The 25,919-nt window shown below is 33.8% G+C and carries 24 protein-coding genes and 1 tRNA gene; 20 read left to right on the plus strand and 5 right to left on the minus strand.

The annotated features are described in order from the left end of the window. Nucleotides 1-61 precede the first annotated feature (61 nt). The 4 genes from C1H87_RS04075 (at nucleotide 62) to C1H87_RS04090 (ending at nucleotide 6,808) form a co-directional block, all read left to right on the plus strand. On the plus strand, nucleotides 62-3,655 hold the full coding sequence (locus C1H87_RS04075) for a SusC/RagA family TonB-linked outer membrane protein (RefSeq protein ID WP_102754591.1): 3,594 nt from the start codon (nucleotides 62-64) through the stop codon (nucleotides 3,653-3,655). 11 nt (nucleotides 3,656-3,666) lie between these two features. Then, nucleotides 3,667-5,085, plus strand: coding sequence for a RagB/SusD family nutrient uptake outer membrane protein (locus tag C1H87_RS04080; RefSeq protein ID WP_102754592.1), 1,419 nt, complete (start codon nucleotides 3,667-3,669; stop codon nucleotides 5,083-5,085). A 17-nt stretch (nucleotides 5,086-5,102) separates the two neighbouring features. Then, nucleotides 5,103-6,206, plus strand: a complete 1,104-nt coding sequence (locus C1H87_RS04085) for a cadherin repeat domain-containing protein (protein ID WP_102754593.1) — start codon at nucleotides 5,103-5,105, stop codon at nucleotides 6,204-6,206. Between the two features lie 80 nt (nucleotides 6,207-6,286). Further along, nucleotides 6,287-6,808, plus strand: a complete 522-nt coding sequence (locus C1H87_RS04090) for a sigma-70 family RNA polymerase sigma factor (protein WP_102754594.1) — start codon at nucleotides 6,287-6,289, stop codon at nucleotides 6,806-6,808. Nucleotides 6,809-7,022: 214 nt separating this feature from the next. Here C1H87_RS04090 and C1H87_RS04095 read toward each other — a convergent pair whose 3' ends face one another. Next, on the minus strand, nucleotides 7,023-8,837 hold the full coding sequence (locus tag C1H87_RS04095; RefSeq protein WP_102754595.1) for a sodium:solute symporter family protein: 1,815 nt from the start codon (nucleotides 8,835-8,837) through the stop codon (nucleotides 7,023-7,025). A 252-nt stretch (nucleotides 8,838-9,089) separates the two neighbouring features. On the opposite strand from C1H87_RS04095, the gene C1H87_RS04100 reads away from it, so the two are divergent. The 6 genes from C1H87_RS04100 (at nucleotide 9,090) to C1H87_RS04125 (ending at nucleotide 13,106) form a co-directional block, all read left to right on the plus strand. After that, nucleotides 9,090-9,174 (plus strand) — tRNA-Leu (locus C1H87_RS04100). Nucleotides 9,175-9,306: 132 nt separating this feature from the next. Beyond that, nucleotides 9,307-9,753, plus strand: a complete 447-nt coding sequence (locus C1H87_RS04105; RefSeq protein WP_102754596.1) for a PaaI family thioesterase — start codon at nucleotides 9,307-9,309, stop codon at nucleotides 9,751-9,753. An 82-nt stretch (nucleotides 9,754-9,835) separates the two neighbouring features. Further along, the gene (locus C1H87_RS04110) at nucleotides 9,836-10,666 is read left to right on the plus strand and encodes a sigma-70 family RNA polymerase sigma factor (protein ID WP_102754597.1); all 831 of its coding nucleotides are present in this window, start codon (nucleotides 9,836-9,838) and stop codon (nucleotides 10,664-10,666) included. A 268-nt stretch (nucleotides 10,667-10,934) separates the two neighbouring features. Beyond that, nucleotides 10,935-11,552: an FMN-dependent NADH-azoreductase gene (locus tag C1H87_RS04115; protein WP_102754598.1), complete on the plus strand. Its 618-nt coding sequence runs from the start codon at nucleotides 10,935-10,937 to the stop codon at nucleotides 11,550-11,552. 3 nt (nucleotides 11,553-11,555) lie between these two features. Then, the gene (locus C1H87_RS04120) at nucleotides 11,556-12,071 is read left to right on the plus strand and encodes a cupin domain-containing protein (protein ID WP_102754599.1); all 516 of its coding nucleotides are present in this window, start codon (nucleotides 11,556-11,558) and stop codon (nucleotides 12,069-12,071) included. A gap of 117 nt (nucleotides 12,072-12,188) precedes the next feature. Next, a complete protein-coding gene (locus tag C1H87_RS04125) occupies nucleotides 12,189-13,106 on the plus strand; it encodes a tail fiber protein (protein WP_102754600.1) in 918 nt (305 codons plus the stop codon). 209 nt (nucleotides 13,107-13,315) lie between these two features. Here C1H87_RS04125 and C1H87_RS04130 read toward each other — a convergent pair whose 3' ends face one another. Both C1H87_RS04130 and C1H87_RS04135 read right to left on the minus strand, forming a co-directional pair. Further along, nucleotides 13,316-14,263: a phosphoribosylaminoimidazolesuccinocarboxamide synthase gene (locus C1H87_RS04130; RefSeq protein ID WP_102754601.1), complete on the minus strand. Its 948-nt coding sequence runs from the start codon at nucleotides 14,261-14,263 to the stop codon at nucleotides 13,316-13,318. A 132-nt stretch (nucleotides 14,264-14,395) separates the two neighbouring features. Continuing rightward, on the minus strand, nucleotides 14,396-15,349 hold the full coding sequence (locus tag C1H87_RS04135) for a PhoH family protein (protein WP_102754602.1): 954 nt from the start codon (nucleotides 15,347-15,349) through the stop codon (nucleotides 14,396-14,398). 145 nt (nucleotides 15,350-15,494) lie between these two features. Here C1H87_RS04135 and C1H87_RS04140 point away from each other — a divergent pair, with 145 nt between their 5' ends. From C1H87_RS04140 to dnaN, 7 genes are all read left to right on the plus strand, one after another. Next, nucleotides 15,495-16,328 (plus strand): SAM hydrolase/SAM-dependent halogenase family protein, encoded by an 834-nt coding sequence (locus C1H87_RS04140; protein ID WP_102754603.1) that lies wholly within the window; start codon nucleotides 15,495-15,497, stop codon nucleotides 16,326-16,328. Between the two features lie 6 nt (nucleotides 16,329-16,334). After that, on the plus strand, nucleotides 16,335-16,631 hold the full coding sequence (locus C1H87_RS04145; RefSeq protein ID WP_102754604.1) for a putative quinol monooxygenase: 297 nt from the start codon (nucleotides 16,335-16,337) through the stop codon (nucleotides 16,629-16,631). A gap of 2 nt (nucleotides 16,632-16,633) precedes the next feature. Beyond that, entirely contained in the window at nucleotides 16,634-17,179 is a 546-nt protein-coding gene (locus tag C1H87_RS04150; protein WP_199769329.1) for an isochorismatase family protein, read from the plus strand. A 153-nt stretch (nucleotides 17,180-17,332) separates the two neighbouring features. Then, nucleotides 17,333-18,052, plus strand: coding sequence for a gliding motility-associated ABC transporter permease subunit GldF (gldF, locus tag C1H87_RS04155; protein WP_102754606.1), 720 nt, complete (start codon nucleotides 17,333-17,335; stop codon nucleotides 18,050-18,052). Further along, nucleotides 18,049-18,534, plus strand: a complete 486-nt coding sequence (locus tag C1H87_RS04160; RefSeq protein ID WP_102754607.1) for a hypothetical protein — start codon at nucleotides 18,049-18,051, stop codon at nucleotides 18,532-18,534. The genes gldF and C1H87_RS04160 overlap by 4 nt, the downstream gene beginning before the upstream one ends. After that, a complete protein-coding gene (gene gldG / locus C1H87_RS04165; protein ID WP_102754608.1) occupies nucleotides 18,527-20,194 on the plus strand; it encodes a gliding motility-associated ABC transporter substrate-binding protein GldG in 1,668 nt (555 codons plus the stop codon). Before C1H87_RS04160 ends, gldG begins: the two co-directional genes overlap by 8 nt. Before the next feature lie 86 nt (nucleotides 20,195-20,280). Beyond that, nucleotides 20,281-21,399, plus strand: coding sequence for a DNA polymerase III subunit beta (gene dnaN, locus C1H87_RS04170; RefSeq protein WP_102754609.1), 1,119 nt, complete (start codon nucleotides 20,281-20,283; stop codon nucleotides 21,397-21,399). Nucleotides 21,400-21,654: 255 nt separating this feature from the next. Here dnaN and C1H87_RS04175 read toward each other — a convergent pair whose 3' ends face one another. Together C1H87_RS04175 and C1H87_RS04180 are read right to left on the minus strand one after the other, a co-directional pair. Beyond that, nucleotides 21,655-21,996, minus strand: coding sequence for a DUF4870 domain-containing protein (locus C1H87_RS04175; protein ID WP_102758172.1), 342 nt, complete (start codon nucleotides 21,994-21,996; stop codon nucleotides 21,655-21,657). A gap of 92 nt (nucleotides 21,997-22,088) precedes the next feature. Then, nucleotides 22,089-22,928: a universal stress protein gene (locus tag C1H87_RS04180; RefSeq protein WP_158655117.1), complete on the minus strand. Its 840-nt coding sequence runs from the start codon at nucleotides 22,926-22,928 to the stop codon at nucleotides 22,089-22,091. Nucleotides 22,929-23,204: 276 nt separating this feature from the next. Here C1H87_RS04180 and C1H87_RS04185 point away from each other — a divergent pair, with 276 nt between their 5' ends. The 3 genes from C1H87_RS04185 (at nucleotide 23,205) to C1H87_RS04195 (ending at nucleotide 25,803) form a co-directional block, all read left to right on the plus strand. Further along, nucleotides 23,205-23,522 (plus strand): FUSC family protein, encoded by a 318-nt coding sequence (locus tag C1H87_RS04185; RefSeq protein WP_102754611.1) that lies wholly within the window; start codon nucleotides 23,205-23,207, stop codon nucleotides 23,520-23,522. 159 nt (nucleotides 23,523-23,681) lie between these two features. Next, complete coding sequence (locus C1H87_RS04190) at nucleotides 23,682-24,734, plus strand: M28 family peptidase (protein WP_102754612.1); 1,053 nt, start codon at nucleotides 23,682-23,684, stop codon at nucleotides 24,732-24,734. Between the two features lie 61 nt (nucleotides 24,735-24,795). Continuing rightward, nucleotides 24,796-25,803 (plus strand): M28 family metallopeptidase, encoded by a 1,008-nt coding sequence (locus tag C1H87_RS04195; RefSeq protein ID WP_102754613.1) that lies wholly within the window; start codon nucleotides 24,796-24,798, stop codon nucleotides 25,801-25,803. Nucleotides 25,804-25,919: the final 116 nt, after the last annotated feature.

A 25,919-nucleotide genomic window follows, 5' to 3' on the forward strand; every position in this document is an offset into this window, starting at 1 on the left:
ACTCGGTTTTTAAGCAAGCAATTAACTATCTAATTAATCACTTTAAAAGCACTTTAAAAATATGAAAAAACTTTTAAATGAGTTTCGGGTACTCAACAATTTGTACAAGCCCGATTTAAAGATGAAACTAACCTATATTTTGTTTTTCTCTACATTTCTTCAAATTCAGGCAAATGGCTATTCACAAGGGACTAAAGTTAGTTTGAGTTTTGAAAACGAATCCATTGAAAAAGTATTTGAAGAAGTTGAGGCATCGACAAATTTTAAATTTTTATACAATTCAAATAGTATAAATATAAATAGAAAAGTAACTATTAATGTAGAAAACAAATCATTAAAGTTAGTTTTGAAACGACTATTTAAAGGTACCAATGTAAAATTTACAATTGTAGATAGGCAAGTCATACTTAGGCTATTTAACAAATCTAAACCTCAAATAAATAAGCCCGTTCAGTCAATTAAAACCTCTACTTCCACTATAACAGATCAACAAACAATTACAGGACGGGTATTGGATAGTTATGGCGATCCTATTCCTGGTGTAAATATTATTATTAAAGGGACGCAACAAGGCGCATTTACAGATTTTGATGGCTCTTATAAAATCCGAGCTGCCGTTGGTGACACGTTGTATTTTACAGGTATTGGCTTTATAGACCAGGAAATAGTTGTTGGTATGGACACGGTTTATGATGTGGTAATGAAATATTCGACAATAGTATTAGACGATGTAGATATTTTATATACTGGTTATGAAAAAATTCCTGAAGAACGTGCAACGGGTTCTTTTGAAAATGTAAGAGAAAAAACGCTTAAGCGTAAAACCGATCAAAATATATTATCAAAAATAAATGGCGAAGTTTCGGGAGTGCTTTTTAATGGTGATGGTACTGGTAGGGATATAGATAGAATTATTATTCGTGGTTTGAGTTCTATCAATGCAAATACCTCTCCATTAGTTGTGGTAAACGGTTTTCCAATTGAGGGAAGTATCAATAACATTAATCCAAACGACATAAAGAGTATTACCATTTTGAAAGATGCTGCTGCAGCTTCCATATGGGGCATTAGAGCTACCAATGGTGTGATTGTGGTTGTAACTAAAAACGGAAAAAAAAGTAAATCATTATCCGTAGATGCCAATGTAACGACAAGTTTTACTCCTACTATTAATCTTACAGATAACAATTTAGCCTCTGCAGATGCACAAGTAGATTTTTATGAAGGGTTGTTTAACGCAGGAATTTTTGATTCGGACGTGTTGTTTTCTGGAGCGTTAAACCAAACCAGTTTTGAAGTAGTACACCCTGTAATTGAAGCTTTACTGTTAGCTCAAGAAGGCCTAATAACATCACAAGAAGCCGAAAATAGATTGGACAGATTAAGACGTATTGATGGTAGAGATGAATATACGCGCTTATTTGTTCGTCCGAAGATATGGAATCAATATACTATTGCCCTTAGCGGCGGAGGCGAAAATAACGACTACAGAGCGTCATTGACCTATAATGGTAATAAAGAAGATTTATTAAATGATAAGAGTGATCAGATAATTGCAAATATTACAAACAACTTTGATTTTAATTCTAAGCTTCATTTAAGAACAAATATTAATACTTCTTTTACTAAACAACGTTTTTCTACATCAAATCCCGATTTGCAATCTATACAAAGTTCTGATGTTGATCCGTTAGGATATTTATTCCAGATTCCTTTAAATACCCAAATTTTAGACACTAATGGGAATTACTTGCCAACTGTTGGTATTGGTTCAAATGCTCAAACCTCACAATTAGCATTAGACAGTGGTTTTTTACACCCTTGGGAATATAATATTAAACAAGAATTCGACAATCATAATAGCACAGCAAGACAAACCGAATTACGATTTCAGACTGCTTTATCTTATGACATTAGTGATGCTTTGAAAGCAGAAGTGAGTTATCAGTACGAAACGTCTTCTGGAAACGCTAATAATATTTACAATCAAGAACGATTTGTAACTAGAAACCTTATTAATCTGTATACTCAGAGAGATGCAGATGGAACGATAACATCTACTCCTGTGCCTGATGGAAGCATTGCAGATTTTGTAGAAACTAATCTTAACTCACATACGTTTAGAACACAATTAAATTATGATAACGATTTTAAAAATGGACAACACAAAGTAAACGGTATTATTGGGTATGAAGCAAGAAAGGTAACTGTAGAACGAAGAGAACGTAGGCTTTTTGGTTATAATAGTGAAACACTCACAAATGCAAACCCAGACTTTACGACTACGTATGAACTTGCCGTTTTTCAAGATGCTGAACAAATACCCAACCCTTCTAGAGATCGCTTTGTAGAAAACAGATTCTTGTCTTATTATGCAAATTTAGGGTATACCTATGATGATCGTTATACCATTACAGGAAGTACACGATTAGATGATACGAATCTTTTTGGGGCATCAAAAGAATTTAGAAATATCCCATTGTACTCTTTAGGTGTTAAATGGAATATTGCAAATGAAAATTTCTTCAATCTTGCTGCAATTTCAGATTTGCAATTTAGAGCTACCTATGGTACCAATGGAAATGTAGATACTTCTACCAGTCCATTCTTACAAGCAGGTTTTTTTCAAGGCAATGAAGTATTTACAACCAATAGCGCCTTTGTTTCTACCGTGCCAAACCCACAATTAAGATTGGAAAAAACTAGAACAACAAACCTTGGTTTGGATATAACATTATGGAATGGCATTGTAGAAGCTAACATAGATTACTACAATAAAGATAGCGAAGATTTACTCTCGTTTAGGGCACTTAATGCTACTTCTGGCATTAGAGGATCTTTATTAAATGTAGGAAACCTTACTAATAGGGGTATTGATACAGGGCTTAGCTTACGTCTTGTTTCTTCTGAAAACCTCAACTACACCACAAAGGCAAATTTTAGCTATAATAGAAATGAAGTGACCAATGCCGAAGTAGAAGACTTTGATGTGTCTACTTTCATTACTGGAACAGGTGCTATAGAAGGCAATGCATTAGGCACTATTTACAGTTTTAATTATGCAGGATTAGATCAAAACGGAAGGCCCCAATTTATTGATGAAACTGGTGAGATTGTAGATTTTACGACAGATATTACAAGCACAGATGCCTTGGTAAAAATGGGTACAGAAGTACCTGTCTATTATGGTTCCTGGATTAATGATTTATCGTATAAAAACTGGTCGTTACGTACGTTAACAACATTTACCGCAGGGCATGTTTTTAGAAATAGTGATGTATTTGATCCGGCTGCATCCTTTGGGAACACATTCAGGGATTTTAACAATCGATGGCAACAACGTGGTGATGAAAATACGACAGATGTACCCGCACAAATATCTAGCTTTACAGATCTTTTTGCCAGTGGTTACCAGAATTACCTTTCTTCAGACAAGTTCGTGGATGACGCTTCTACCATACGACTGCAAGAAATTATTCTATCCTATGCTTTTGATGCTAAAACGTTAAAAGCATTAAAAGTAGATCAGCTTCAATTATCACTACAAGCCAATAATGTGAAAGTTTGGAATTTTAATAAATGGAATATTGATCCAAACAATTCATTAATACAAATACAGCCAAGATTTACATTTAGCATAAGCACAACATTTTAATATCCATAAAAATGAAAAAAATAATATATATAATCATCGCTTTTGCATTTATTGTAAGTGGATGCACAAGAGATTCTTTCCTAGATATAAAGCCTAAAGGCACTGTTATTCCGAGCACTTTACAAGATTACAGAGCATTGTTGGATCAAGTATTAGGCCCGCCTATGCAGCCTAGTTTATCTCTCGGATTTGGACGGTCACATTCACTTCCATCTTTTGTAACAGATAATCAAAACATAAATGAAGACATTGTTACGTCTTTTGGGCTTAACAGACGTCAAATACGAGCCTATACATTTCAGGAGAGTTTTTATTCTCCACAAGAAGAAGATTTAGATTGGTTATTATATTACAATCAGATTTATGGAGCAAATCTTATACTGGAAGGATTAGATGAAGTTACAGATGGTACAAGCTCCCAAATAAATGAGTTAAAGGCTGAGGCTAGGTTACACCGCGCTTTTGCCTATTTTAATTTAGTGAATATCTATAGTGTACATTATGACCCCGCTTCGGCATCTACAGATTTAGGAATGCCCATTAGAGAAGGCATAGAGCTTGAAGGACTCGACCTAACAAGAGTGTCTGTTCAAGAAACATACGATTACATTTTAAATGATATTACTATGGGTTTAAATGACTTAAAAGATTCCCAACCTCAAAATGTCATTTTCCGTCCGTCAAAAGCAGCAGCACAAGGTTTACTTGCCAAGATATATTTGTATATGGGAAACTACAATTTGGCCCTAAACGCAGCAAATGAAGCACTAAGCTATAACGATGTTCTTAGAGATATTAATGATGACGAAAGGAGTCAGGAAAACCCCAATGTGATACTTCAACCATTGGCAATAAACAATGTAGAGGTCATTTGGGCTAAAAGCTATCTCTTTTTAGACCCCATATTTGCTACAGAGGAACTTGTAGATTCTTATGAGGTTGATGATGCTCGTAGTTTGTGGTATGATACCCTCGAAAATTTCTTTGGTCAAAGCATAGATGGCTCTGCGTATATATCACAATTGAACTCAGAAGACTATGCTACAGTAGGAATTACTACAGCAGACATGTACCTTATTGTAGCAGAATGCAATGCGAGACTTGGTAATACAGAGGCAGCAAATACAAGTTTAAATCTACTAAGAGAAAACAGGTTTTTTACAGATACTTATACCCCATTAATGATTACCGATCCTACAGAGTTACTCACTTTCGTAAAAGCGGAACGCAGACGCGAAATGGTGAGCAGCATGCAGCGAATGTTTGATATTAAGCGCTACAACCGTTTTGACAATGACAATATTTCTTTAAGTCATACTGTTGGAAGCCTTTCTGGGTCTATAGAACCCAATAGTTTAAACTGGGCATTCCCCATCAGTGAAAAATACATTCAACTTAATCCAGAGATTATTCAAAATCCAAGAGATTAATTTAAAACTTTAAGACAATGAAACATATATATAACATTCTTTTAATTGGTATTATTAGTTGTTTTTTTTCCTGTTATACAGAAGAAGTAAAACCAACAGTAATAACTACCTCAGACTATACGGTACTTGTAGATTATGCAGTAAGCGCACAAGATACCATAGGGAATATTCCTGGAACATCAAACAAAGGCTCTGTAACATTCACAATTGTATCTCAATCTGTACCCAATGCGCTTTCTATTGGAGAAACATATGGAGAACTTATCGTTCAGGATGCCAGTGCTTTTGATCCTGAAATAAATACTGAAATGAATTTGGTAGTTTCTGTTTCAAAAAATGAAATTACAGAAAACACAAATATTTCAATTACAATAGAAGAACCCTGCCCCGATGTAAACATTAACGATTGGTTGGGAAAGATCGCTGTGGTAAATAATGGTACGCAAACCGCTGCTTTTGGTATTGAAAATGACTGTAGTATTTTAACCTTACAAGGAGGTGATGTAGCAGGATTAACCTGTGATGTAGAAGCAGAAATTTCAATACAATATGAAGAATCTGACTCTAACATAGGAATTATTCTTGTTGAAAGACAAGCCTATGATTGTGTTTCTGGAAGTAATCTAGAACTTGAAGCAGATGGAGAGTACGATCAGGATACAGGCATTACAACTCTTAATTACACCTTGTATGAAAACAACAGTATAAACAGCACAGGAACTACCACCTTGTTTTTTGATGCTTCAAGCTGCACACCTGTTGTAAATACAGCTATCTGGGATGGAAATTTAACCGTTGAAGAGCCTGGTTTTTTTGTTGTCTCAGGAACAGGAAAGAGTGGCTGCAATACTTTAGAGATAAGTGGTGATATTTTGAACTGGGGTTGCGACAGTGGCCTCCTACCTGCCCTAGAAATCAGCTTTACACCCGATTCAGATGGGGCTACGACTGGGACTGCAGTTATGGAAAGGCAAAATTACAATTGTAATGCTGGTGAAAACTTAGAAATTGAAGCAACAGGTACGTATAATGAGGATACCTCAACTATTGATTTTACTTATGCTTTTTATATTGATGGTGAAGAATTTTTTACAGGAGATATTGTAATCACTCCAAATTAGAATTAGTCAAGTCTTTTTTTTCCAATGTAAAGTGCACTGCTTATAAAAAGCAGTGCACTTATTAATCTATATTTTATGTTATGGTTTTAAGAGAACCTATTAAAATTAAAGACAAGGCTATTCTTAAAATAGTTTTTGAAATTTACTATAAAGCACTTTTACATTATGGCATTAGGTTTTTGCACTCAGAGCAAGAAAGTAAAGACGTAGTACAAGAAGTATTTATCAAATTGTGGAACAAGAAACTAGAATTTACTAATGAATTAACCTTACGGTCTTATCTATATACTTCTGTAAAAAACAAATGCTTAAATAAACTAGAGCAGCAAAAAGTTAAAGATAACTATAGAAAAGATACTATGTTAATTGAAAATGATATCAGTAGATCAAATCAAGCGATATATAAAGAAGAGATTACAAGACAGCTAGATGCGGCCATATCACAACTTTCTTCAAGAAAACGTGACATAATAAAATTGTCCTTAAAGGGTTTAAGTAATGACGTAATAGCCACTAGGCTCAATATAAAACTTCAGACTGTTAAAACTATTAAATCACAAGCTTATGAAGCCATAAGAACTTATTTTTCAAATACAAATTAGGAATAGAGTTATTAAAAATTAGGGATGTGAAATTCTTTAAAATCGTTGAAAACACCCCTAAAGGTCCCTCAAGGGGACAATTTTACCGAATGAGATTCCTCCCTCGAGGGAGGATTAAGGAGGGGATTTTTAAATACAAAATACTTTATAAGTCTAATAATAAGAACTTTACAATGAATTTAAATAATTTAAGTTAAATCGAGCTCACCTTAAATTATAATATTGTAGCTCTAATTTTCTTCCATATTTTAACGAGAAAAAAACCTGAAATCAAGGCCGTTCCCGTTAGTATTAAAGCATAATTATAGTTTCCATAAATCCAATATCCCGTAGCGAACATACAGCTATAAATAAGTATACAACCTAATAGCATGGCTAATATTCCCGATGGTACGCTCCATCCTTCATTTGTGTCATTTAAAGTAATAGCCTCTTCATTCGCTTCATAGATTACCTTAGCCCAGCCCGGTCCACCAGGCTGTGTTTTTTTATAGAACCCTCGTAATATGTCCTTACTCTCTGGTTGGGTCATATAAGTAGCTAATAGCCAAATCGCCGTTGTGACCAATACAACCATTGGGTACTGATAATAATCTTCAAAAACACCCGTTTTCGCATCAAAAAGGTAAGCACCCACTGGCGTCAATTTTAGTACAATAGAAATGATTCCCGAAGCAAACATAGCTGTGATCTCACTCCAAGCATTAATACGCCACCAAAACCATCTTAAAATAAATATAAGCCCTGTTCCTGCTCCAAAAACCAATAATATTTCAAAAAGCTGTAAGGCATTTTGGAGCAATAAAGCCAATAGTGCACTAAGCACCATAAGCACTACAGTAGACAATCGTCCAACAGCCACCAAACGTTTTTCTGAAGCGTTGGGGTTAATTTGTTGTTTATAAAAATCGTAAACCATATAAGAAGATCCCCAATTTAATTGGGTCGAGATTGTACTCATATAAGCTGCTATTAAAGAGGCTAAAACCAAACCAAGCAAGCCACTGGGCAATTTTGTTAACATGGCTGAATAAGCCAGATCGTGCCCTAATTTATCATCGGCCACATTAGGAAAAGCTTCTTGTATGCTCGCCAGATCTGGAAAAACCACTAGAGAAGCCAGTGCTACTAGAATCCATGGCCAAGGACGCAGCGCATAATGCATTATATTAAAGAAAAAAGTAGCTCCTATAGCGTGATTTTCATCTTTAGCAGCTAGCATTCGCTGAGCAATATAACCGCCACCTCCAGGTTCTGCCCCCGGATACCAAGAACTCCACCATTGTACTGCTATTGGAATAATCAATAAGGTTATCAAGGCATGTGTATCGCTAAAATCAGGAAGTATGGAGAGCTTACCTGCTACATGTTCATTTGCTATCAATTTATCTATCCCTCCTACCTCTGGAATATTTACAAGATAATAAGCAGCACCTATAGCGCCTCCCATAGCTACAAAGAACAATACAAAATCGGTATAAACCACACCTTTAAAACCTCCAAGAGCACTAAAAACTACTGTTATAACCCCAGCACTTATAACGGTTTGCCAAGGCTCTAACCCTAACATGATACCACCAATTTTTATAGCGGCTAATGTAACTGCCGACATGGTAATAACATTAAAGATGACACCCAAATAAACTGCCCTGAATTTTCTTAAAAACGTGGCTGGCGCTCCGCCATATCTCAATTCATAAAATTCGATATCTGTATTAACATTAGATTTACGCCATAGTTTGGCGTACACAAAAACGGTTAACAAACCTGTAATTAAAAAAGCCCACCATACCCAGTTTCCAGATACTCCATTGGTTCTTACAATATCGGTAACTAAATTGGGGGTATCTGTCGAAAAAGTAGTAGCTACCATCGAAACACCCAATAGCCACCAAGGCATTGTACGTCCAGAAAGAAAAAACTCCGACGAATTTTTACCAGCTTTTTTAGAAACATAAATCCCAATGGACAACGTAATCGTGAAAAATGCTATTATTAGTAAATAATCAAATGTGCTTAGCGCTACCATATACTCTTAGATTAAAAATGAAATACCTTATTTTTTTAACGGCTTAATATACATTAAAAAGTTTCTTTATCACACTTTTTTATACAAATACGCTATTAAGTATGCTATAAGCAAGTTGTTAACTTTATAATTAATAATGAGTTGTGACTTCTAAAAATAAGTTTCTTCCCTTTTCTATTTAGCCCTCAATTAAACGCAGGAAAAAGTTGAGTAATATTGATTAACTTTTTCTATTTTTGCACAATTCTTAATGCGCACGTGGCGGAATTGGTAGACGCGCTGGCTTGAGGGGCCAGTATCCGTTTAGGATGTGGAAGTTCGAATCTTCTCGTGCGCACAATTTACCTTCTAAACTACCCTTAATCGCTTTATAAGCTTCAAAGTTTTTTATTTTACGAGTAGCTCTTCGACTTCTCTTATTATTTTCTACTTTTTGTATCTTCGTTTTAAAGGCAACAAGGCACAGTTAATGAATTTTAAACCAAAGTTTTCCGATTTTAAACAGAAAGTTGAAGCCAGCTTCCATAGACAAAAATTTATGGAACTCATCAATGCCAAATTGGTTGATGTTAAACCTGGCTACTGCGAAATTCAAATACCATACAACGCTTCTTTAACACAACAGCATGGTTTTTTTCACGCTGGCATTATAAGCACCATAGCAGATAATGCAGCTGGTTACGCCGCTTTTTCATTAATGGAAGAACACTCGTCTGTATTAACTGTTGAATTTAAGTTAAATCTTATGTCTCCCGGAGATGGAGACTTATTGATAGGTAAAGCAAACGTCTTAAAAAATGGAAAAACCTTAACGATTTGTCGCTCTGAAGTATTTATTCGAAAAAACGGTAAAGAAAAACTCTGTGCAGCTTCCCAAACAACATTGATTGAATTAAAAAATAAGCCCGATAAATAAACAAATCTACATTTATTAAAAATGTAATGTCACGTTTTTATCATTCTATTTGTCACTCTTATAGAACTTAAATAATTTGCAATTGAAAAACTACCAAAACCAATTATTTCCATACGCTTACAACATTCTAGGATCTGTTGAAGATGCAAAAGACGCCATACAAGATGTTTTAACCAAACACCTTTCTGCCAAAAAAAATCATATAGAAAATGAAATTGGATACTTAACTAAGTCGGTAATAAATCAATCCATTAATATTAAAAAGCGGAATAGCAAAACTACTGTTAATAGGGTATGGCTTCCCGAACCTTTATCTACTGAAAAAGCTGATGCTAATATCGATCGAGACGAAATCATATCATACTCAATGCTCGTACTTCTTGAAAAATTAACTCCTCAAGAACGTGCTGTTTTTATCTTAAAAGAAGCTTTTGATTATTCACATAAAGATATAGCAAATACTATCGGTCTTACTATTGAAAACTCACGAAAACTGTTAAGTAGGGGAAAAAACAAGTTGGTTAACTTTAAAACAATAAGTCACAGTAACTATGCTTCTCCCATGCCTTCCTACATGGAGAGCTACGTTAAAACAATTAAAAATGGTGATGTAAAACGCTTGGAAGAAATGCTATCAAAAGACATTTCATTACATGCCGATGGTGGCGAAAACATTAAGGTTGTAAGAGAATTAACGGTTGGGAAATCTGCTTCTTTAAAATTACTATTTTATGTTTATAAAACCTATCTGGACTTTTTATCAATTAAAATTACTCAAATTAACCATCAACCAGCTTTATTGTTTTATAATGAAAATACTTTAATCAATTGCCAGGTATTTGATTTTGAAGACAATAAGATAAAAAGCATATTTTCTATCGTTGACCCTAATAAATTAAAATCACTTTTTTAGTAAATCATCCACGAGCATTCAAAGGGAAAAAATTATTTTAAAGCTTAGAAGATAGCTTTTAGGAGTTACACTTAAGATTTCGTCAGATACTAAAACATGTATTCTGAATTTAGTTCAGGAAATTCAGTACAGGAAGTGGCATTAGTTCTACTTACAATTTTGAATGCTCCCGATGTAAATTGGAATTCTCAAAGTCGGGTTTCACTAATAAACCTGTCACGTTTTCTTGATCTATTTTGTCATTGTATTGTAATTAAAAAATCAATACATGAAAACATTATTAAGAATCGATTGCAGTTCCAGAACCGAAGGTTCTCATTCCAGAACATTAGCTAATTATTTCGAGGAAAGTTGGAAAATTGCAAACCCGAACGGAACCATTATTTATCGGGATTTAGCAAAACAGGATCTTCCCCATATTCAAAACAATACCATTGAAGGCTTCTACACGCCTATTGAGCATATGTCTCCCGAAATTAAAGAGGCTACTGCCTTATCTGACGAATTAATCGAAGAATTAAAATCTGCAGACGACATTTTAATTAGCAGCCCTTTGTATAATTTAAATATACCATCCAATCTTAAAGCATATCTAGATCAGGTTGTTAGAATTGGTTATACATTCAATATTAATGAAAATGGCTATTACGGTTTATTAGAAGAAAAATCAGCCTATCTGGTAACAGTAAAAGGAGGTGTGTACAAAGGGACTTTTATGGAACCATATGATTTTCAGGAACCCTATTTAAGAGCTATTCTTGGACATATGGGGATAAAAACTCAAGAATTATTTTCACTAGAAGGCTCTAGCGATCAACAAACTTTAAAACAGAATAAAGTAATCTTAGAAAATGAAATCAACCAATCATTCAAAAAACAAGTATAAACTATGACTAATCAAAAAGAAAACTATTTTGAAGACGAATTAGAAAATAATGCATCCATAATAAAACCTAACGAAGGTGAAAAATTAGAACTCAACACCATTTCCATAACCTTTAAAGTTACCAGCGAAATGTCTAACGATCAATTAGGGGTTTATGAGATATTCCTACCTCCTATGGCTATTGGTGCAAAATTGCACTATCATAGGTTTATGGATGAAACTTTTATTGTTGATGAAGGTGTTTTAACCATGCAGGTAGGCGATAAAGAATTTCCAGCTGAACCAGGAACTGTTGCATATGTGCCTAAGTTTACACCTCACGGATTTAAAAACGACACTAATGAACCTGTAAAGCTGACATTAATTTTTAATCCGTCTCAAAAACGTGAAGGCTTTTTTAAAGGGCTACATGAAACGTTAAGCGAAGTTCCCATCGATCCTGAAAAGTATTTAAAACTATATAATAAATATGATAGTTTTCCTGTAGACACTTCAAATATGATACCGATTAGAGACTAAAAAACTAAGGTTTATCCTTACTAATTGCAAGGATAAACCTTAGCAAAATCTTATATGCTTTTGTTAATTTTACTTACGTATTTTTTACCACAAATAGTCTCATCAAAAAAAACAAATATGAAAAAAGCATTTTTATCAATTATTTTTATTTTTTCCATTTTTATCACTATTCAATCTCAAAACCCTTCTACTTTCACTGTAGAAAAAACAGACAACACTTCCACGTCATTAAATTTGAAAAACCCTACTGGTTTTTGGCATTTAAGTGGTCCTAGGTCTTATGAAGCTAATAATAACTTTTCTATTTTTTGGCATGATGGTATTTACAAACGATATTTCACCATATTAGACAATGGAAATATTGGTATTGGAGTTGCAAACCCAAACTCCAAACTTCATGTCTTTGGACAAGTGGATGGGAATTTTAATGGTTTAGTCATAGACAACAGAAAAAATTACGGAGCAAATTCAGGCACAAATGAAACAAGCAGAATTCTTTTATCGTTAACTGAAGATGACACTCCTAACCCTTTGAATAGAATTTTTGGCATTATAGAAGCCGGAACTATTTCTGAAACAGATTCAAGCAATGGTAGGCTATCTTTTCATGTAAGACAAAATGGAGCCTCTGAAGAAAAAATGAGGATAAACCATAAAGGAGACATTGGAATAGGAACAACCAATCCAGATATGAAACTTACCGTGAAAGGCAAAATTCATGCAGAAGAAGTAAAAATTGATCTAAGTGTTCCTGCTCCAGATTATGTCTTTAAAGAAAATTACAATCTTAGAAGCATAGAAGAAGTAGAAAGGTTCATAATAGAAAATAGTCATCTGCCAGAAATCCCATCTGCCAAAGAATTTGAACAAAACGGCGTGATGCAAGCAGAAATGGATATGAATCTTCTTAAAAAAATAGAAGAGTTAACACTTTACACGATAGCTCAAGAAAAGAAAATAAAAGAATTAGAAGCTTTGAACCAAAAGCTTATTGAATTACAATTACGGGTTGATAAATTGGAATCGAAAAAATAGCCCCATACATTTATATGAAAAAGAAAAAGAGGTTTCAAAAGTTGAATTTTGTGTCATTCAGAACGAAGTGAACCTGCCTGCCGGCAGGCAGGGAATCTGTTAAATCGAAACTAGAATTAAACAGATAGCCACAGTCGTTTCTTCTTTGCAATGACATTAAATTCAACTTTTGAAATCTCCATTTTATAAAATTTTCATGGAGATAAACTTTATTTTAAATACGCCACAACATTACCCTCAATACGCTGCTGTATATTAGAAACATCCGCCTTTACAAAAGTTTCTCCTGTTATATTTTCATAAAGTTCAATGTAGCGTTCGCTAACACTTTCTATATAATCATCACTCATAAAAGGCACAGTTTGTCCTTCCAATCCTTGAAACCCATTACCTATTAGCCATTGACGCACAAACTCTTTTGATAACTGCTTTTGACTTTCTCCTTTATCCTGACGTTCTTGATAGCCCTCTGCATAAAAATAACGCGAAGAGTCTGGTGTATGTATCTCATCAATCAATACAATTTGTCCATCTTTGGTTTTTCCAAACTCATATTTAGTGTCCACTAAAATAAGACCGCGAGATGAAGCTATTTCACTGCCGCGTTGGAATAATTTTCGTGTATAATCTTCCAACACAACATAATCGGTTTCCGAAACAATACCACGCTTTAAAATATCTTCTCTCGAAATATCCTCATCATGATCTCCTTGTTCTGCTTTGGTAGCCGGTGTTATAATAGGTTCAGGAAACTTATCATTTTCTTTCATACCCTCCGGCATAGGCACACCACAAAGCATACGTTTGCCCGCTTTATACTCACGCGCTGCATGACCAGACATATACCCGCGAATAACCATTTCCACCTTAAAAGGCTCACATAAATGCCCTACTGCTACATTAGGATCTGGCGTAGCCGTTAACCAATTAGGCACCAAATCCTCTGTTGCTTTCATCATTTTAGTAGCAATCTGATTTAGAATTTGTCCCTTATAAGGAATTCCTTTTGGCATCACAACATCAAACGCAGAAAGCCTGTCGGTTGCAATCATAACCAATTCATCATCATTAATATTATATACCTCTCTTACTTTTCCTTTGTAAACATTTTTTTGGTTAGGAAAATTGAAATTAGTGTCTATTATTGTATTACTCATTACTTTACTCTTTACGAGTTTATTTGTTAATTATTTTGTCATTAAGAAAAGTGAACCTACCTGAACTGAACACCGAGACCAAACACTGCATACTGCAAACCGAATACTGCACACTGTACACTGAATACTAGCCTAATCCCTATTCTCTATACTCTTATAAGCAGCAATAACCTTTTTAACCAGTTTATGGCGAATCACATCCTTATCATCTAAGAATATCATGCCCACGCCTTCTACATTTTTTAAAATTAAAAGCGCTTCTTTTAAACCAGAAATAGTACGTCTGGGTAAATCTATTTGTCCAGGATCACCTGTTAATAAAAACTTAGCATTTTTTCCCATACGGGTTAAAAACATTTTCATTTGCGCATGCGTAGTATTCTGCCCTTCATCTAAAATTACAAAAGCATTATCCAATGTACGACCGCGCATAAACGCCAATGGCGCAATTTGAATCGTTCCGTTTTCTATATAATGTGCTAACTTTTCAGGTGCTATCATATCCCGTAAGGCATCATATAATGGTTGCATATACGGGTCTAGCTTTTCTTTTAAATCGCCTGGTAAAAACCCTAAGTTCTCCCCTGCTTCTACTGCCGGTCTTGTTAAAATAATACGCTTAACTTCCTTATTTTTTAAAGCCTGTACTGCCAATGCTACACCAGTATAGGTTTTACCTGTACCCGCTGGCCCAATGGCAAAAACCATATCGTTCTTACGAATAAGTTCTACCAACTTTCGCTGATTTGCCGTTTGTGCTTTTATAAGTTTACCACCAACACCATGAACGATAACCTCTCCACTTTCTTTTGAGGTCGTATAATCATCACTGCTTTGGCTTGTTAACACTCGCTCAATTACATTTTCGTCTAGCTTATTGTATTTTGCAAAATGTTTTAAAAGCATGGTGATTCTGCGATCGAATTCTTCTAACAATTCCTCATCGCCAAATGCTTTAATTTTATTACCTCTAGCAACAATTTTAAGTTTAGGGAAATACTTTTTTAGGAGTGCGATATTAGTGTTTTGGGCTCCAAAAAATTCTTTTGGACTTATTTCTTCAAGTTCGATTATAATTTCGTTCAAAGGCGTGAATTTAATTTTTGCATTTCATCCGATTTTAATGAAAATAATATTTAATTCGATGAAATGATTTTATTAGTTTTGTTAAAACTCAAAAATACATAAATTTGAGTGACTTAACGCTAAAAACATATCAACAATTTTGCCAATGGCGATAATAACCTTAACCACCGATTTTGGTGAAAAAGATCATTTTGCAGGTGCAACAAAAGGAGCCATTTATAGCGAACTTCCCGATGTTAGAATTGTTGATATCTCCCACTCCATATCGCCTTTTAGCATTCCCGAGGCAGCATATATCATACAAAATGCTTACGGCAGTTTTCCTAAAGGCACCATACACATTATAGGTATTGATTCTGAAATAAACCCAGAAAATAAACATATTGCTGTAAAGCTCGACGATCACTTTTTTATCTGTGCCAATAATGGTATTATGAGTATGATTTGTTCCGAAATTGCTCCCGAAAAAATAGTAGAAATCAATATTCACGACAAAATACAAACCAGCTTTCCTGTATTGGATGTTTTTGTAAAAGCAGCATGCCACATAGCACGTGGCGGCACATTAGAGGTTATCGGAAAAACTATTAATAAAATTAAGCCTATTAAGAACATAGTACCGTATGTTAATGATGATAAAACGCAGATTATTGGAAGTGTTATTTACATTGATAACTATGGCAATGTCGTTACCAATATAAAAAGGAGCTTTTTTGAAGCGATACAGAAAGGACGTCCTTTCGAGATTTCGGCACGAAATAATAAGTTTAAAACCATTTATAAAAAATACAGCGATATTGTTAATTTCGATATAGAGGAAAGCAAACGTCAGGATGAAGGCAGAGGCTTGGTCGTTTTTAATTCAGGTGATTTTTTAGAAATTGCTGTTTACAAAAGTAACAGCGGTACCGTTGGCAGTGCATCAACGCTTATGGGGCTTGGTTTAATGGACGCTGTTAGCGTTAATTTTATAAAATAATAAAATATGTTTGTAAGAATTGTGAAAATGGGATTTCACGAACAAAATATCGAAACCTTTCTTGCTAATTTTGACGTTAATAAAGAAAAAATCAGAAATTTTAAAGGCTGTAATTTTTTAGAACTCTATAGAGACAAAAACGATCCTACGGTATTCTTTACATATAGTTATTGGGAAACTGAAGACGATTTAGAAAACTACAGGCACTCTGATCTGTTTAAAAATGTTTGGGCTAAAACCAAACCTTTATTTAATATTCCTCCAATGGCTTGGAGTGTTGATAAATTAGAAACTTTAAACTAATAATGACTAAAAAAGCGCTTCTGGTAATCGATATGCAAAAGGGTTCCTTCGCACCGGAAACCCCACGATATGATACTCAAGGTGTAATCAATAGAATTAATTTGCTGGCCAATAAATTTAGAACTACGGGAAACCATGTGTTTTATATCCAACACGATGGCACTAAAAACAACGAATTTATTCCTAAAACAGAAGCTTGGGAAATACTATCGGGATTGAAGGTGTCCGACGAAGATATCCTGATTAATAAATATGCCAATGATGTGTTTTATAATTCAAATCTTAAATTAGAGTTAGAATCACGCAACATCAATAATTTATATATTACGGGTTGTGCTACCGATTTTTGTGTAGAAGCAACGGTACAATCTGCTCTAGCAAAGGATTATACAATAACGGTTGTAGAAAATGGACATACTACAGGAAACCGACCGCATATCACTGCTGAAAAAGTAATAGAACATTATAATTGGGTTTGGCAAAATATGATACCCACAAAAGGAGTTATTAAGGTGAAACGTTTTGAAACTATTTTAAACACGCTATAAAATTTTAATCCATAATAAAATGTCATTGTTAGCACACAATTAATAAATTTGCTGCGACAATCTTTTTAAATCAAAAAGCAAAATTAACCACATTACTAGCTAATCCTTAACAAAATAGAACGGATTTCTGTAACAGTGCACAAAATATAATACATGATAGCAATACTTAAGAAAGAAATAAATTCATTTTTCGCATCCCCTATTGGCTATTTAGTTATTGCCATTTTTTTAGTTTTAAACGGTTTATTCCTATGGCTATTCAAAGGCGATTTTAATGTTCTGGATTATGGGTTTGCAGATTTATCATCCTTCTTTTTACTAGCTCCTTGGATTTTAATTTTCTTAATTCCTGCGGTTACCATGCGTAGCTTTTCTGATGAAAAAAAACAAGGGACTCTAGAGCTTTTACTCACAAAACCTATATCGCATATAAATATCATTTTAGGAAAATATTTTGGTGCTTTTATTTTAATTTTAATCGCACTTCTTCCAACACTACTGTATGTTTATACCGTTTACCAATTAGGCAATCCAATTGGCAATCTAGATATGGGAAGTACACTTGGTTCCTATTTCGGATTATTATTTTTAATCGCAGCCTATACCGCAATTGGTGTGTTTGCCTCTTCCCTATCAGATAATCAAATCGTATCGTTTATCATAGCCGTTTTTATCTGCTTTCTATTTTATATAGGCTTTGAGGGTATTGCAGATTTTGTTTCTAGTAATTTTATAGAACAATTGGGCATGAGCGTACATTTTAAAAGTATGAGCCGTGGGGTGCTCGACACCAGAGATATTTTATACTTTTTAAGCGTTACTATTTTCTTTTTAATGTTAACCAAGATAAATATTAACAAAGCAAAAAAATGATTTTAACGCCTCTATTTATTACTTTTTTGGTGCTTGTTTTTGTACTGGTTTGGCTGTTTGCTAATACTATAGACAAACGTAAATGGGTTAGTTTACTAATAAGTTTAGTGTTAACTCCTTTTGCTTATTTTTATGTATTTTACCCGGTACTAAATATTTTTAGCAGTTACCATCATCAAAAACACTTCGATGCTGAAATGTGGAAAGATAAGCCCGCTCTACGCTACGAAATGAGTAGAGAAATAGTGGATGAAAATTTGTTTCTTAGCAAAACCAAAGAAGAAGTAGAAACCATTTTAGGAAAAAGCGAATGGTTTGGCTGGGACCGTAGTATAAAAGCAAACTCACCAGATAAATGGAATTACAATTTGGGTTTCAAACCTGGTGCTTTTAATAATATGCAAGAGTGTATTGAACTCGTATTTAATAACAACGCAGTTGTAAGTGTTAAACAATATCAATTAGAAAAAACCTTTGAATAAAAACATTAAACATATAGCCATACTACTACTTGCAATAATTGCCATTAATTTTTTAAGTAGTAACCTTTTTAAACGTTTCGATTTAACTGCAGATAGCCGCTATACACTAAGTCAATCGGCTATAAACATTATAAAGGATATTGAATCTCCAATTGTTGTAGACGTGTTTTTAAATGGTGATGATTTTCCTTCGGAATTTAGACGCCTTCAAAGAGAAACCAAACAATTATTGGAAGAGTTTGCAGCAGAAAACAGTCAAATTATTTTCAATTTTATTAATCCGTTGGAAGATGAATCTACAAGGGAACGAAACATTCAGCAACTTACACAACGTGGATTAACCCCTATGCAATTAAGCGTACAAGAAAGTGGTAAATCAACAAAAGCTGTAATCTTTCCTTGGGCTTTAGCAAGTTACAACGACCAAACTATTGTTATTCCCTTAATCAAGAATAAAATAGGCACGACCCAGCAAGAATTAGTTAGTAATTCTGTACAACACTTAGAATATGCTTTCTCAGACGGGTTTAGCAAACTAACCAAGCCTAAGCGTAAAAAAATTGCCGTTTTAAAAGGGAATAATCAATTAGAAGATATATACATTGCAGACTTTCTTAAAAAGCTTGGAGCCTATTATTTTATAGCGCCTTTTACTTTAGATAGTACTGCAAACAATCCGCAAAAAACACTAAAAGACATAAACGCTTTCGATTTAATAATCTCTGCCAAACCTACAGAACCCTTTACAGAAGAAGAAAAATTGGTTTTAGATCAATATACTATGAACGGAGGTAAAAGTTTATGGCTCATAGATGCGGTGGCTATGGAAAAAGATAGTCTTTACAATGATGCAGGCAAAAATTTTGCTGTAACCAGAGATCTAAATTTAACCGATTTCTTTTTTAAATACGGTGTCCGTATAAACCCCGTAATAACAAGCACCCTCTACTCTGCTCCAATTACTTTAGCTATGGGACAAGGTAGCGAATCGCAATTTCAGCATTTAAAATGGCCTTATTCACCATTAGCATCATCCAACAGCAACCATCCTATAGTTAATAATCTAAACTTAGTAAAATTCGATTTTGCCAACCAGATAGACACCTTAAAGAATAACGTTAACAAAACAATTCTTTTAGAAACGGCGCCTTTAACAAAGCTAGAAGGCACACCAAGGGAAATAAGTTTAGAACTGGTAACACAAAATCCAGATCCTACACTTTTTAATAAGGGCAATCAAACCTTGGCGGTTTTATTAGAAGGTACATTTACTTCAATGTACAACAACCGTATAAAACCCTTTAAACTAGAAAAAGAAAAAAATAGTAGTACACCTACTAAAATGATTGTTATTGCAGATGGCGATATTATTAAGAACGACGTTGTTAAAAATATCCCCCAGGAATTAGGTTTCGATCGTTGGACAGGAAAAACCTACGGTAACAAAGAATTTTCATTAAATGCCGTTAATTACCTTTTAGATGACGATGGACTTATAAACATTCGGTCTAAAGAAATTGCCGTGGCTTTTCTCGATCAACAAAAAATTGCAGCCGAAAAAAACAAGTGGCTCTTCATAAATATCGCATTACCACTGGTATTACTAACCTTGTTCGGGTTAGGATACAATTATGTTAGAAAGAAAAAATATGTTTCTTGAATGTTAATAAGTTTGTTTCCAATTTTAGTCGGTATCGAATATATTTGTAAGTACCTTTATTAAAATTTAAAACTCAGTATAAATACATGAAATTTATAGTATCCAGTACCTATTTATTAAAACAGCTACAAGTTTTAGGAGGCGTAATTAATAGTTCTAATACCTTGCCAATTTTGGATAATTTCTTATTTGAATTAGACGAGACTAAACTTACAGTTTCTGCAAGTGATTTAGAAACAACAATGTCTTCTTCTCTTGATGTAGAAAGTGATAGTAAAGGTAGTGTTGCCATTCCTGCGCGCTTGCTATTAGATACTTTAAAAACATTTCCCGAGCAACCGCTTACATTTGTTGTAGAGGAAAACAATACTATAGAAATTAGTTCTAATCATGGTAAATATGCCCTAGCTTACGCCGATGGTAATGAGTTTCCAAAAGCTGTAGCATTAGAAGATCCAAGTAAAACAGTAGTTACCGGAGATGTATTGGCTACCGCTATTAGCAAAACTATTTTCGCTGCTGGAAACGATGATTTACGCCCAGTAATGAGCGGTGTATTTTTTCAATTCTCAACAGAAGGTTTAACTTTTGTGGCTACAGATGCACATAAATTAGTAAAGTATACACGAGAAGACATTAAAGCCAATCAAGTTGCTGAGTTTATCATGCCTAAAAAACCTTTAAATCTTTTGAAAGGTATTTTAGCAGCCAGTGAAGATGAAGTAACTATTGAATATAACGAATCGAACGCAAAATTCACATTTGAAAACTCTGAGTTGATTTGTCGATTAATCGACGGAAAATATCCTAATTATGAAGCGGTAATCCCTAAAGAAAACCCAAACAAATTAGTTATAGACCGAACACAGTTTTTAAACTCTGTACGACGTGTAAGTATCTTTTCGAATAAAACAACACACCAAATACGTTTAAAAATTGCCGGAGCAGAACTTAATATTTCGGCAGAAGATATCGATTACAGCAACAAGGCGGAAGAGCGTTTAACATGCGATTACCAAGGCGATGATATGCAAATTGGTTTTAACTCACGCTTTTTAACCGAGATGTTAAATAATCTTGGTTCAGACGAAGTACAATTAGAAATGAGTATGCCTAACAGAGCAGGTATTTTAACTCCTATTGATGGATTAGACGAAGGCGAACAAGTTACAATGCTCGTTATGCCTGTCATGTTAAACAGTTAAATTCCTATAACCATGTGCTGAACTTGTTTCAGTAAGGCAGGAATCTTATTAATAGGAGATTAAAAATAATCGTTAAAAGACAAACAGGCTATCAAAATTTTGATAGCCTTTTTTATTTAATCTAAAATACTTCTGCCCTAGCAGGAATGAAAAACGCCTACTAAAAGCAGACGTTTAATTTATCTCATGCTACTTAACTAACTAATAAAAATCTAGAGATAAAGGATATTTTGAATTAATCGTTATTTGTTGTTTTTAATTCACAAAATTAAAAGACAAAGGGTATGTTGGTATTTCACCTTTACTAGCTTTAATGGCATTTATAATAGGGAATATTATAGAAATAACTCCTAAAACTATAAAGCCCAATATTCCTAAGCCAAATAATAATATTAAAGGCACACATATTAAACAGTAAACTATTAAACTCAACTGGAAGTTTATAATGCGCTTACCATGAGCATCCATTTGATACACCTTTTCTTTTTGAGTAAGCCAAAGAATTAAAGGTAAAATTAAACTTCCAAAACCAGTTACTAAAAATATTAATTGGCTTAAATGTGTAATAACAATTAATTGATTGTCTTGTCGTTGCATGATCGTGATTTTTTGATTGATACTTATTTGACGCATCATTTCAAAAAATGTTACATTTCTAGGTGTGTTAATTTCCGTATGGCTGCTTCTAACTAGCCATTTTTCATTACAAGAAAAGGGACATCAATACTAAACGCAAAAGTTTCAACTAGATGCCTATTAAATAAACGTTCTAAAAAAGAATGTTTTTCTCCTACCATGCTCAACACTCTTATATTGTTCTCAACAATATACTTATGAACCGTATGGTATATATCCTTAGCCTTCACATCAATATAATCATGAATGACATTCACAAAATTCGAATTAAAAAAATCAATATTCTCACTTTGATTCTGTACTGAATGATTCTCGTCTGCAATATGCAACACATGTAATTTGGAGTTACTTAACGTCACTAAATCGGCAAGAGGTTTTATATGATCCATAGTAAACGAAGTGGTATTATTAGTAATGAATGCCACTTTATTCAAATCTGAAAAAGCACAATTATCTGGAATTGCCAATACCGGTGCATAACAACGTTGCATAACTCGAACCGTGTTACTTCCAAAAATCACCTTCTGCAAGCCAGAAGCACCTTTAGTACCTGTTACTATTAAATCGACCTTGTTTTTTTTTGAGACCTGATTAATAGAATCAATAAAATTATCGTAATCGACCATAGAATGAAAATGGTGTTTATCATTATTATGGCGCTTTTTTATTTTAGATATAATATTTGTTAAAGATTTCTTGGCAGCATCAATAATGGTATTATAAATGGTCGTAGAAGAAGAAACGGTCATCATATCATCAGAAATAAACGAAGAAGCCTTCTGCACATTAAGCAAATAAAAATCGCATTCAACATCTTTAAACAATGCCATAGCAAAATCAATGGAGTTTATAGAGTTCTTAGAAAAATCGGTAGGCAACAATATAGTTTTCATTGTAAAAAAGAATAGGATTATAAGTAAATATATCATCACCTTCCAAAAAAAACTATGACATATGTCAGTTGTAAAACATTACCTACAATTTAAGCATAAAAACCAATATATTTTTCTTTTAATGCATTTTTGGCATAATAAATGATACAAATAAACAACAGCGAAATCATGGCTCTCACCATAAATTATTTTTCATAATAACGCTTTAACAAACTAAATAACACTGTACTGTAAATCGCTAAATAATCAATCTGTTTGAAGAGTAAAATAATACAGATGAAAAAAACATTTCTTTTTTTAACCATTTTAGCCTCTATTTTGGCCTTAGTGCTATCATCGCTTCTTATTTATAAGTTAGCAATTGTTCCCAGCATTCTAGGTTTAATATTTGGATTGCTAACATTTTACCTATTTAAAAAAAGAAAACAAATAAAGAAAATAATCCAATTTGCCTTTATGCTAAACATTATGGCCTTAGCAATAACTACCTATAAATCAATATTCAACAAAATAGAAATAGCAGACGCTAAAGCTCAAGAAACCACAAAACCAAAATCAGAAAATAAAAAAGGCTTAAAAAATTTTAGAGATTAGTGGTATATATTTAACCCTATTTGGTAAGTAATTTCTTCGGTTTTGTTTATATTAGCACCTTTAAAGCTTAAAATTAAACTAGTACACCAAAAGTTTTCTCGCCCTTGAAAATGATTTAACTGTATAGGTTAAGATGTGACTATCTTACTATTCATACGCATGAAAACATTTTACATTCTATCTGTAATTGCATTAGTGGGCACCTGCTCTACACCAAAATATACTGCAAGAATACAAAACCTTAAAAACAGCATCGAACTGGTAGACAGTATTCATGTTGTTAAATATGCCAATACGATCACCGTAAAGGAGCTAAAAACGCATCTATATAAATTTTCATCTGAGGAATTTGAAGGTAGAAAAGTTGGGGAAAAAGGACAAAAATTAGCTGCTGAATTTTTAAAATCATATTACCTCAGCGAAAATATCGCATCCCCATTTGAAGGCGACAACTATTATCAAATTATTCCAAAGGAATTCTTTTCAAATGGCATTAAAAGTTCAGAAAATGTTTTAGCCTATGTAGAAGGTACCGAAAAACCTGAAGAGGTTATTATTATTTCCGCGCATCTTGATCATCTTGGCATTTCCGATAACGGAGAAATAAATCGAGGAGCAGACGATGACGGTTCTGGCACTGTGGCTATTATGGAAATGGCACAAGCTTTTAATCTAGCAAAAAAAGAAGGCCACGGCCCTAAACGCAGTATATTATTTCTACACTTTACCGCCGAAGAAATAGGAAAACAAGGATCTGCATTTTATACACAACACCCTATATTTCCTTTAGAAAACACGGTTACCAACCTAAATATAGATATGATTGGTAGAGTTGACGATTTACATAAAAATAATAAAGATTACATATACCTTATAGGTTCCGATAGACTTAGCAAAGAACTTCATTATTTATCTGAAAAAGTAAACAACTCCTATTTTAATATGAATATGGATTATAGGTATAATATAGAAGGTGAAAGCCATCAATACTATTCTCGCTCAGATCATTATAATTTTGCAATAAATGGGATTCCTGTTATCTTTTATTTTAACGGTGAACATGCCGATTATCATAGATCAACTGATACTCCAGATAAAATAGATTATGAACTGTTACAAAGACGAACAAAACTCATATTTACTACAGCTTGGCAAATTGCTAATCAAGAACATCGCATTGTTATCGACGAATACAATGAGCTGTTAAAATAGACTCAAAAATTGCTGCTCTATTAATTCATTTTTGTAATATAGCGCAAATATATTATGCTAAATGAAAAAATTAATAATTCTTCTATACATCTCGCTGCCTGTAATTGCGTGCAGTTCCCAAAATAAAAAAGCTTCAAAAAATACTGGTCGTGCCATAGATTATGCAAAAACCATTACGGCAGACGAATTAAAAGAAGCCCTCTATATCTTTGCTTCGGATGAATTTGAAGGTAGAAAAACTGGAGAACCAGGACAAAAGAAAGCCATAGAGTTTATTAAAAATCACTATATGTCTGTAGGCGTTCCTTCCCCCATAGCAGAAGGCGACTATTTTCAAGAAATTCCCGAATCATATTTCCCAAACAAAGTAAAAGCTTCTGAAAATGTATTAGCTTATATAAAAGGTACAGAAAAACCAGATGAAGTTGTTATAATTTCTGCACACTTGGATCATATTGGTGTTACCAAAAAAGGCGAGGTTTATAATGGTGCTGACGACGACGGATCTGGTACCGTAGCTATTTTAGAGATGGCAGAAGCCTTCAAAATAGCTTCAGAAAAAGGTCATGGACCAATACGCTCTGTATTATTTTTACACGTTACAGGCGAAGAAATGGGATTATATGGATCGCGCTACTATACAGATAAAGACCCTATTTTTCCTTTGGAAAATACTGTGGCAAACCTTAATATAGATATGATAGGTCGTGTAGATCGGAAACATAAAAACAACAGGAACTACTTATACCTAATAGGATCGGATAAACTGAGTAAGGAATTGCACAACATTTCTGAAAAAGTGAACAAAAAATATATCAACATGAAGTTTGATTATACTTATAACGACGACGACGATCCGAATCGTTTTTATTATCGTTCAGATCATTACAACTTTGCTAAAAACAACATCCCGGTTATTTTCTATTTTAATGGTACACATGCCGATTATCATAGACCTTCAGACACTCCAGACAAGATTCAATACGACCTGTTAGAAACACGGGCTCGCCTCATTTTCCATACCGCTTGGGAATTGGCTAATCGTGATGAACGTGTAAAAGTAGATTGAACGCACTCATACAAATGGGATCATAAGCCAGGTTTTGTAAAGAAAAAAGATTTCTCTTAAACAAGATTGAAGATAAACTTCTCTATAAACAAAAAGCCCCTTAAAAAAGGGGCTTA

The sequence above is a fragment of the Flavivirga eckloniae genome (assembly GCF_002886045.1).
GTDB classification, from domain to species: Bacteria; Bacteroidota; Bacteroidia; order Flavobacteriales; family Flavobacteriaceae; genus Flavivirga; species Flavivirga eckloniae.

What these genes read in the sequence shown, in the direction of transcription:
- C1H87_RS04075 (WP_102754591.1), top strand. Translation starts at nt 62, where the DNA reads ATGAAAAAACTTTTAAATGAGTTTCGGGTACTCAACAATTTGTACAAG.
- C1H87_RS04080 (WP_102754592.1), top strand. Translation starts at nt 3,667, where the DNA reads ATGAAAAAAATAATATATATAATCATCGCTTTTGCATTTATTGTAAGT.
- C1H87_RS04085 (WP_102754593.1), top strand. Translation starts at nt 5,103, where the DNA reads ATGAAACATATATATAACATTCTTTTAATTGGTATTATTAGTTGTTTT.
- C1H87_RS04090 (WP_102754594.1), top strand. Translation starts at nt 6,287, where the DNA reads ATGGTTTTAAGAGAACCTATTAAAATTAAAGACAAGGCTATTCTTAAA.
- C1H87_RS04095 (WP_102754595.1), bottom strand. Translation starts at nt 8,837, where the DNA reads ATGGTAGCGCTAAGCACATTTGATTATTTACTAATAATAGCATTTTTC.
- C1H87_RS04105 (WP_102754596.1), top strand. Translation starts at nt 9,307, where the DNA reads ATGAATTTTAAACCAAAGTTTTCCGATTTTAAACAGAAAGTTGAAGCC.
- C1H87_RS04115 (WP_102754598.1), top strand. Translation starts at nt 10,935, where the DNA reads ATGAAAACATTATTAAGAATCGATTGCAGTTCCAGAACCGAAGGTTCT.
- C1H87_RS04120 (WP_102754599.1), top strand. Translation starts at nt 11,556, where the DNA reads ATGACTAATCAAAAAGAAAACTATTTTGAAGACGAATTAGAAAATAAT.
- C1H87_RS04125 (WP_102754600.1), top strand. Translation starts at nt 12,189, where the DNA reads ATGAAAAAAGCATTTTTATCAATTATTTTTATTTTTTCCATTTTTATC.
- C1H87_RS04130 (WP_102754601.1), bottom strand. Translation starts at nt 14,263, where the DNA reads ATGAGTAATACAATAATAGACACTAATTTCAATTTTCCTAACCAAAAA.
- C1H87_RS04140 (WP_102754603.1), top strand. Translation starts at nt 15,495, where the DNA reads ATGGCGATAATAACCTTAACCACCGATTTTGGTGAAAAAGATCATTTT.
- C1H87_RS04145 (WP_102754604.1), top strand. Translation starts at nt 16,335, where the DNA reads ATGTTTGTAAGAATTGTGAAAATGGGATTTCACGAACAAAATATCGAA.
- C1H87_RS04150 (WP_199769329.1), top strand. Translation starts at nt 16,634, where the DNA reads ATGACTAAAAAAGCGCTTCTGGTAATCGATATGCAAAAGGGTTCCTTC.
- gldF (WP_102754606.1), top strand. Translation starts at nt 17,333, where the DNA reads ATGATAGCAATACTTAAGAAAGAAATAAATTCATTTTTCGCATCCCCT.
- C1H87_RS04160 (WP_102754607.1), top strand. Translation starts at nt 18,049, where the DNA reads ATGATTTTAACGCCTCTATTTATTACTTTTTTGGTGCTTGTTTTTGTA.
- dnaN (WP_102754609.1), top strand. Translation starts at nt 20,281, where the DNA reads ATGAAATTTATAGTATCCAGTACCTATTTATTAAAACAGCTACAAGTT.
- C1H87_RS04175 (WP_102758172.1), bottom strand. Translation starts at nt 21,996, where the DNA reads ATGCAACGACAAGACAATCAATTAATTGTTATTACACATTTAAGCCAA.
- C1H87_RS04180 (WP_158655117.1), bottom strand. Translation starts at nt 22,928, where the DNA reads ATGAAAACTATATTGTTGCCTACCGATTTTTCTAAGAACTCTATAAAC.
- C1H87_RS04185 (WP_102754611.1), top strand. Translation starts at nt 23,205, where the DNA reads ATGAAAAAAACATTTCTTTTTTTAACCATTTTAGCCTCTATTTTGGCC.
- C1H87_RS04190 (WP_102754612.1), top strand. Translation starts at nt 23,682, where the DNA reads ATGAAAACATTTTACATTCTATCTGTAATTGCATTAGTGGGCACCTGC.
- C1H87_RS04195 (WP_102754613.1), top strand. Translation starts at nt 24,796, where the DNA reads ATGAAAAAATTAATAATTCTTCTATACATCTCGCTGCCTGTAATTGCG.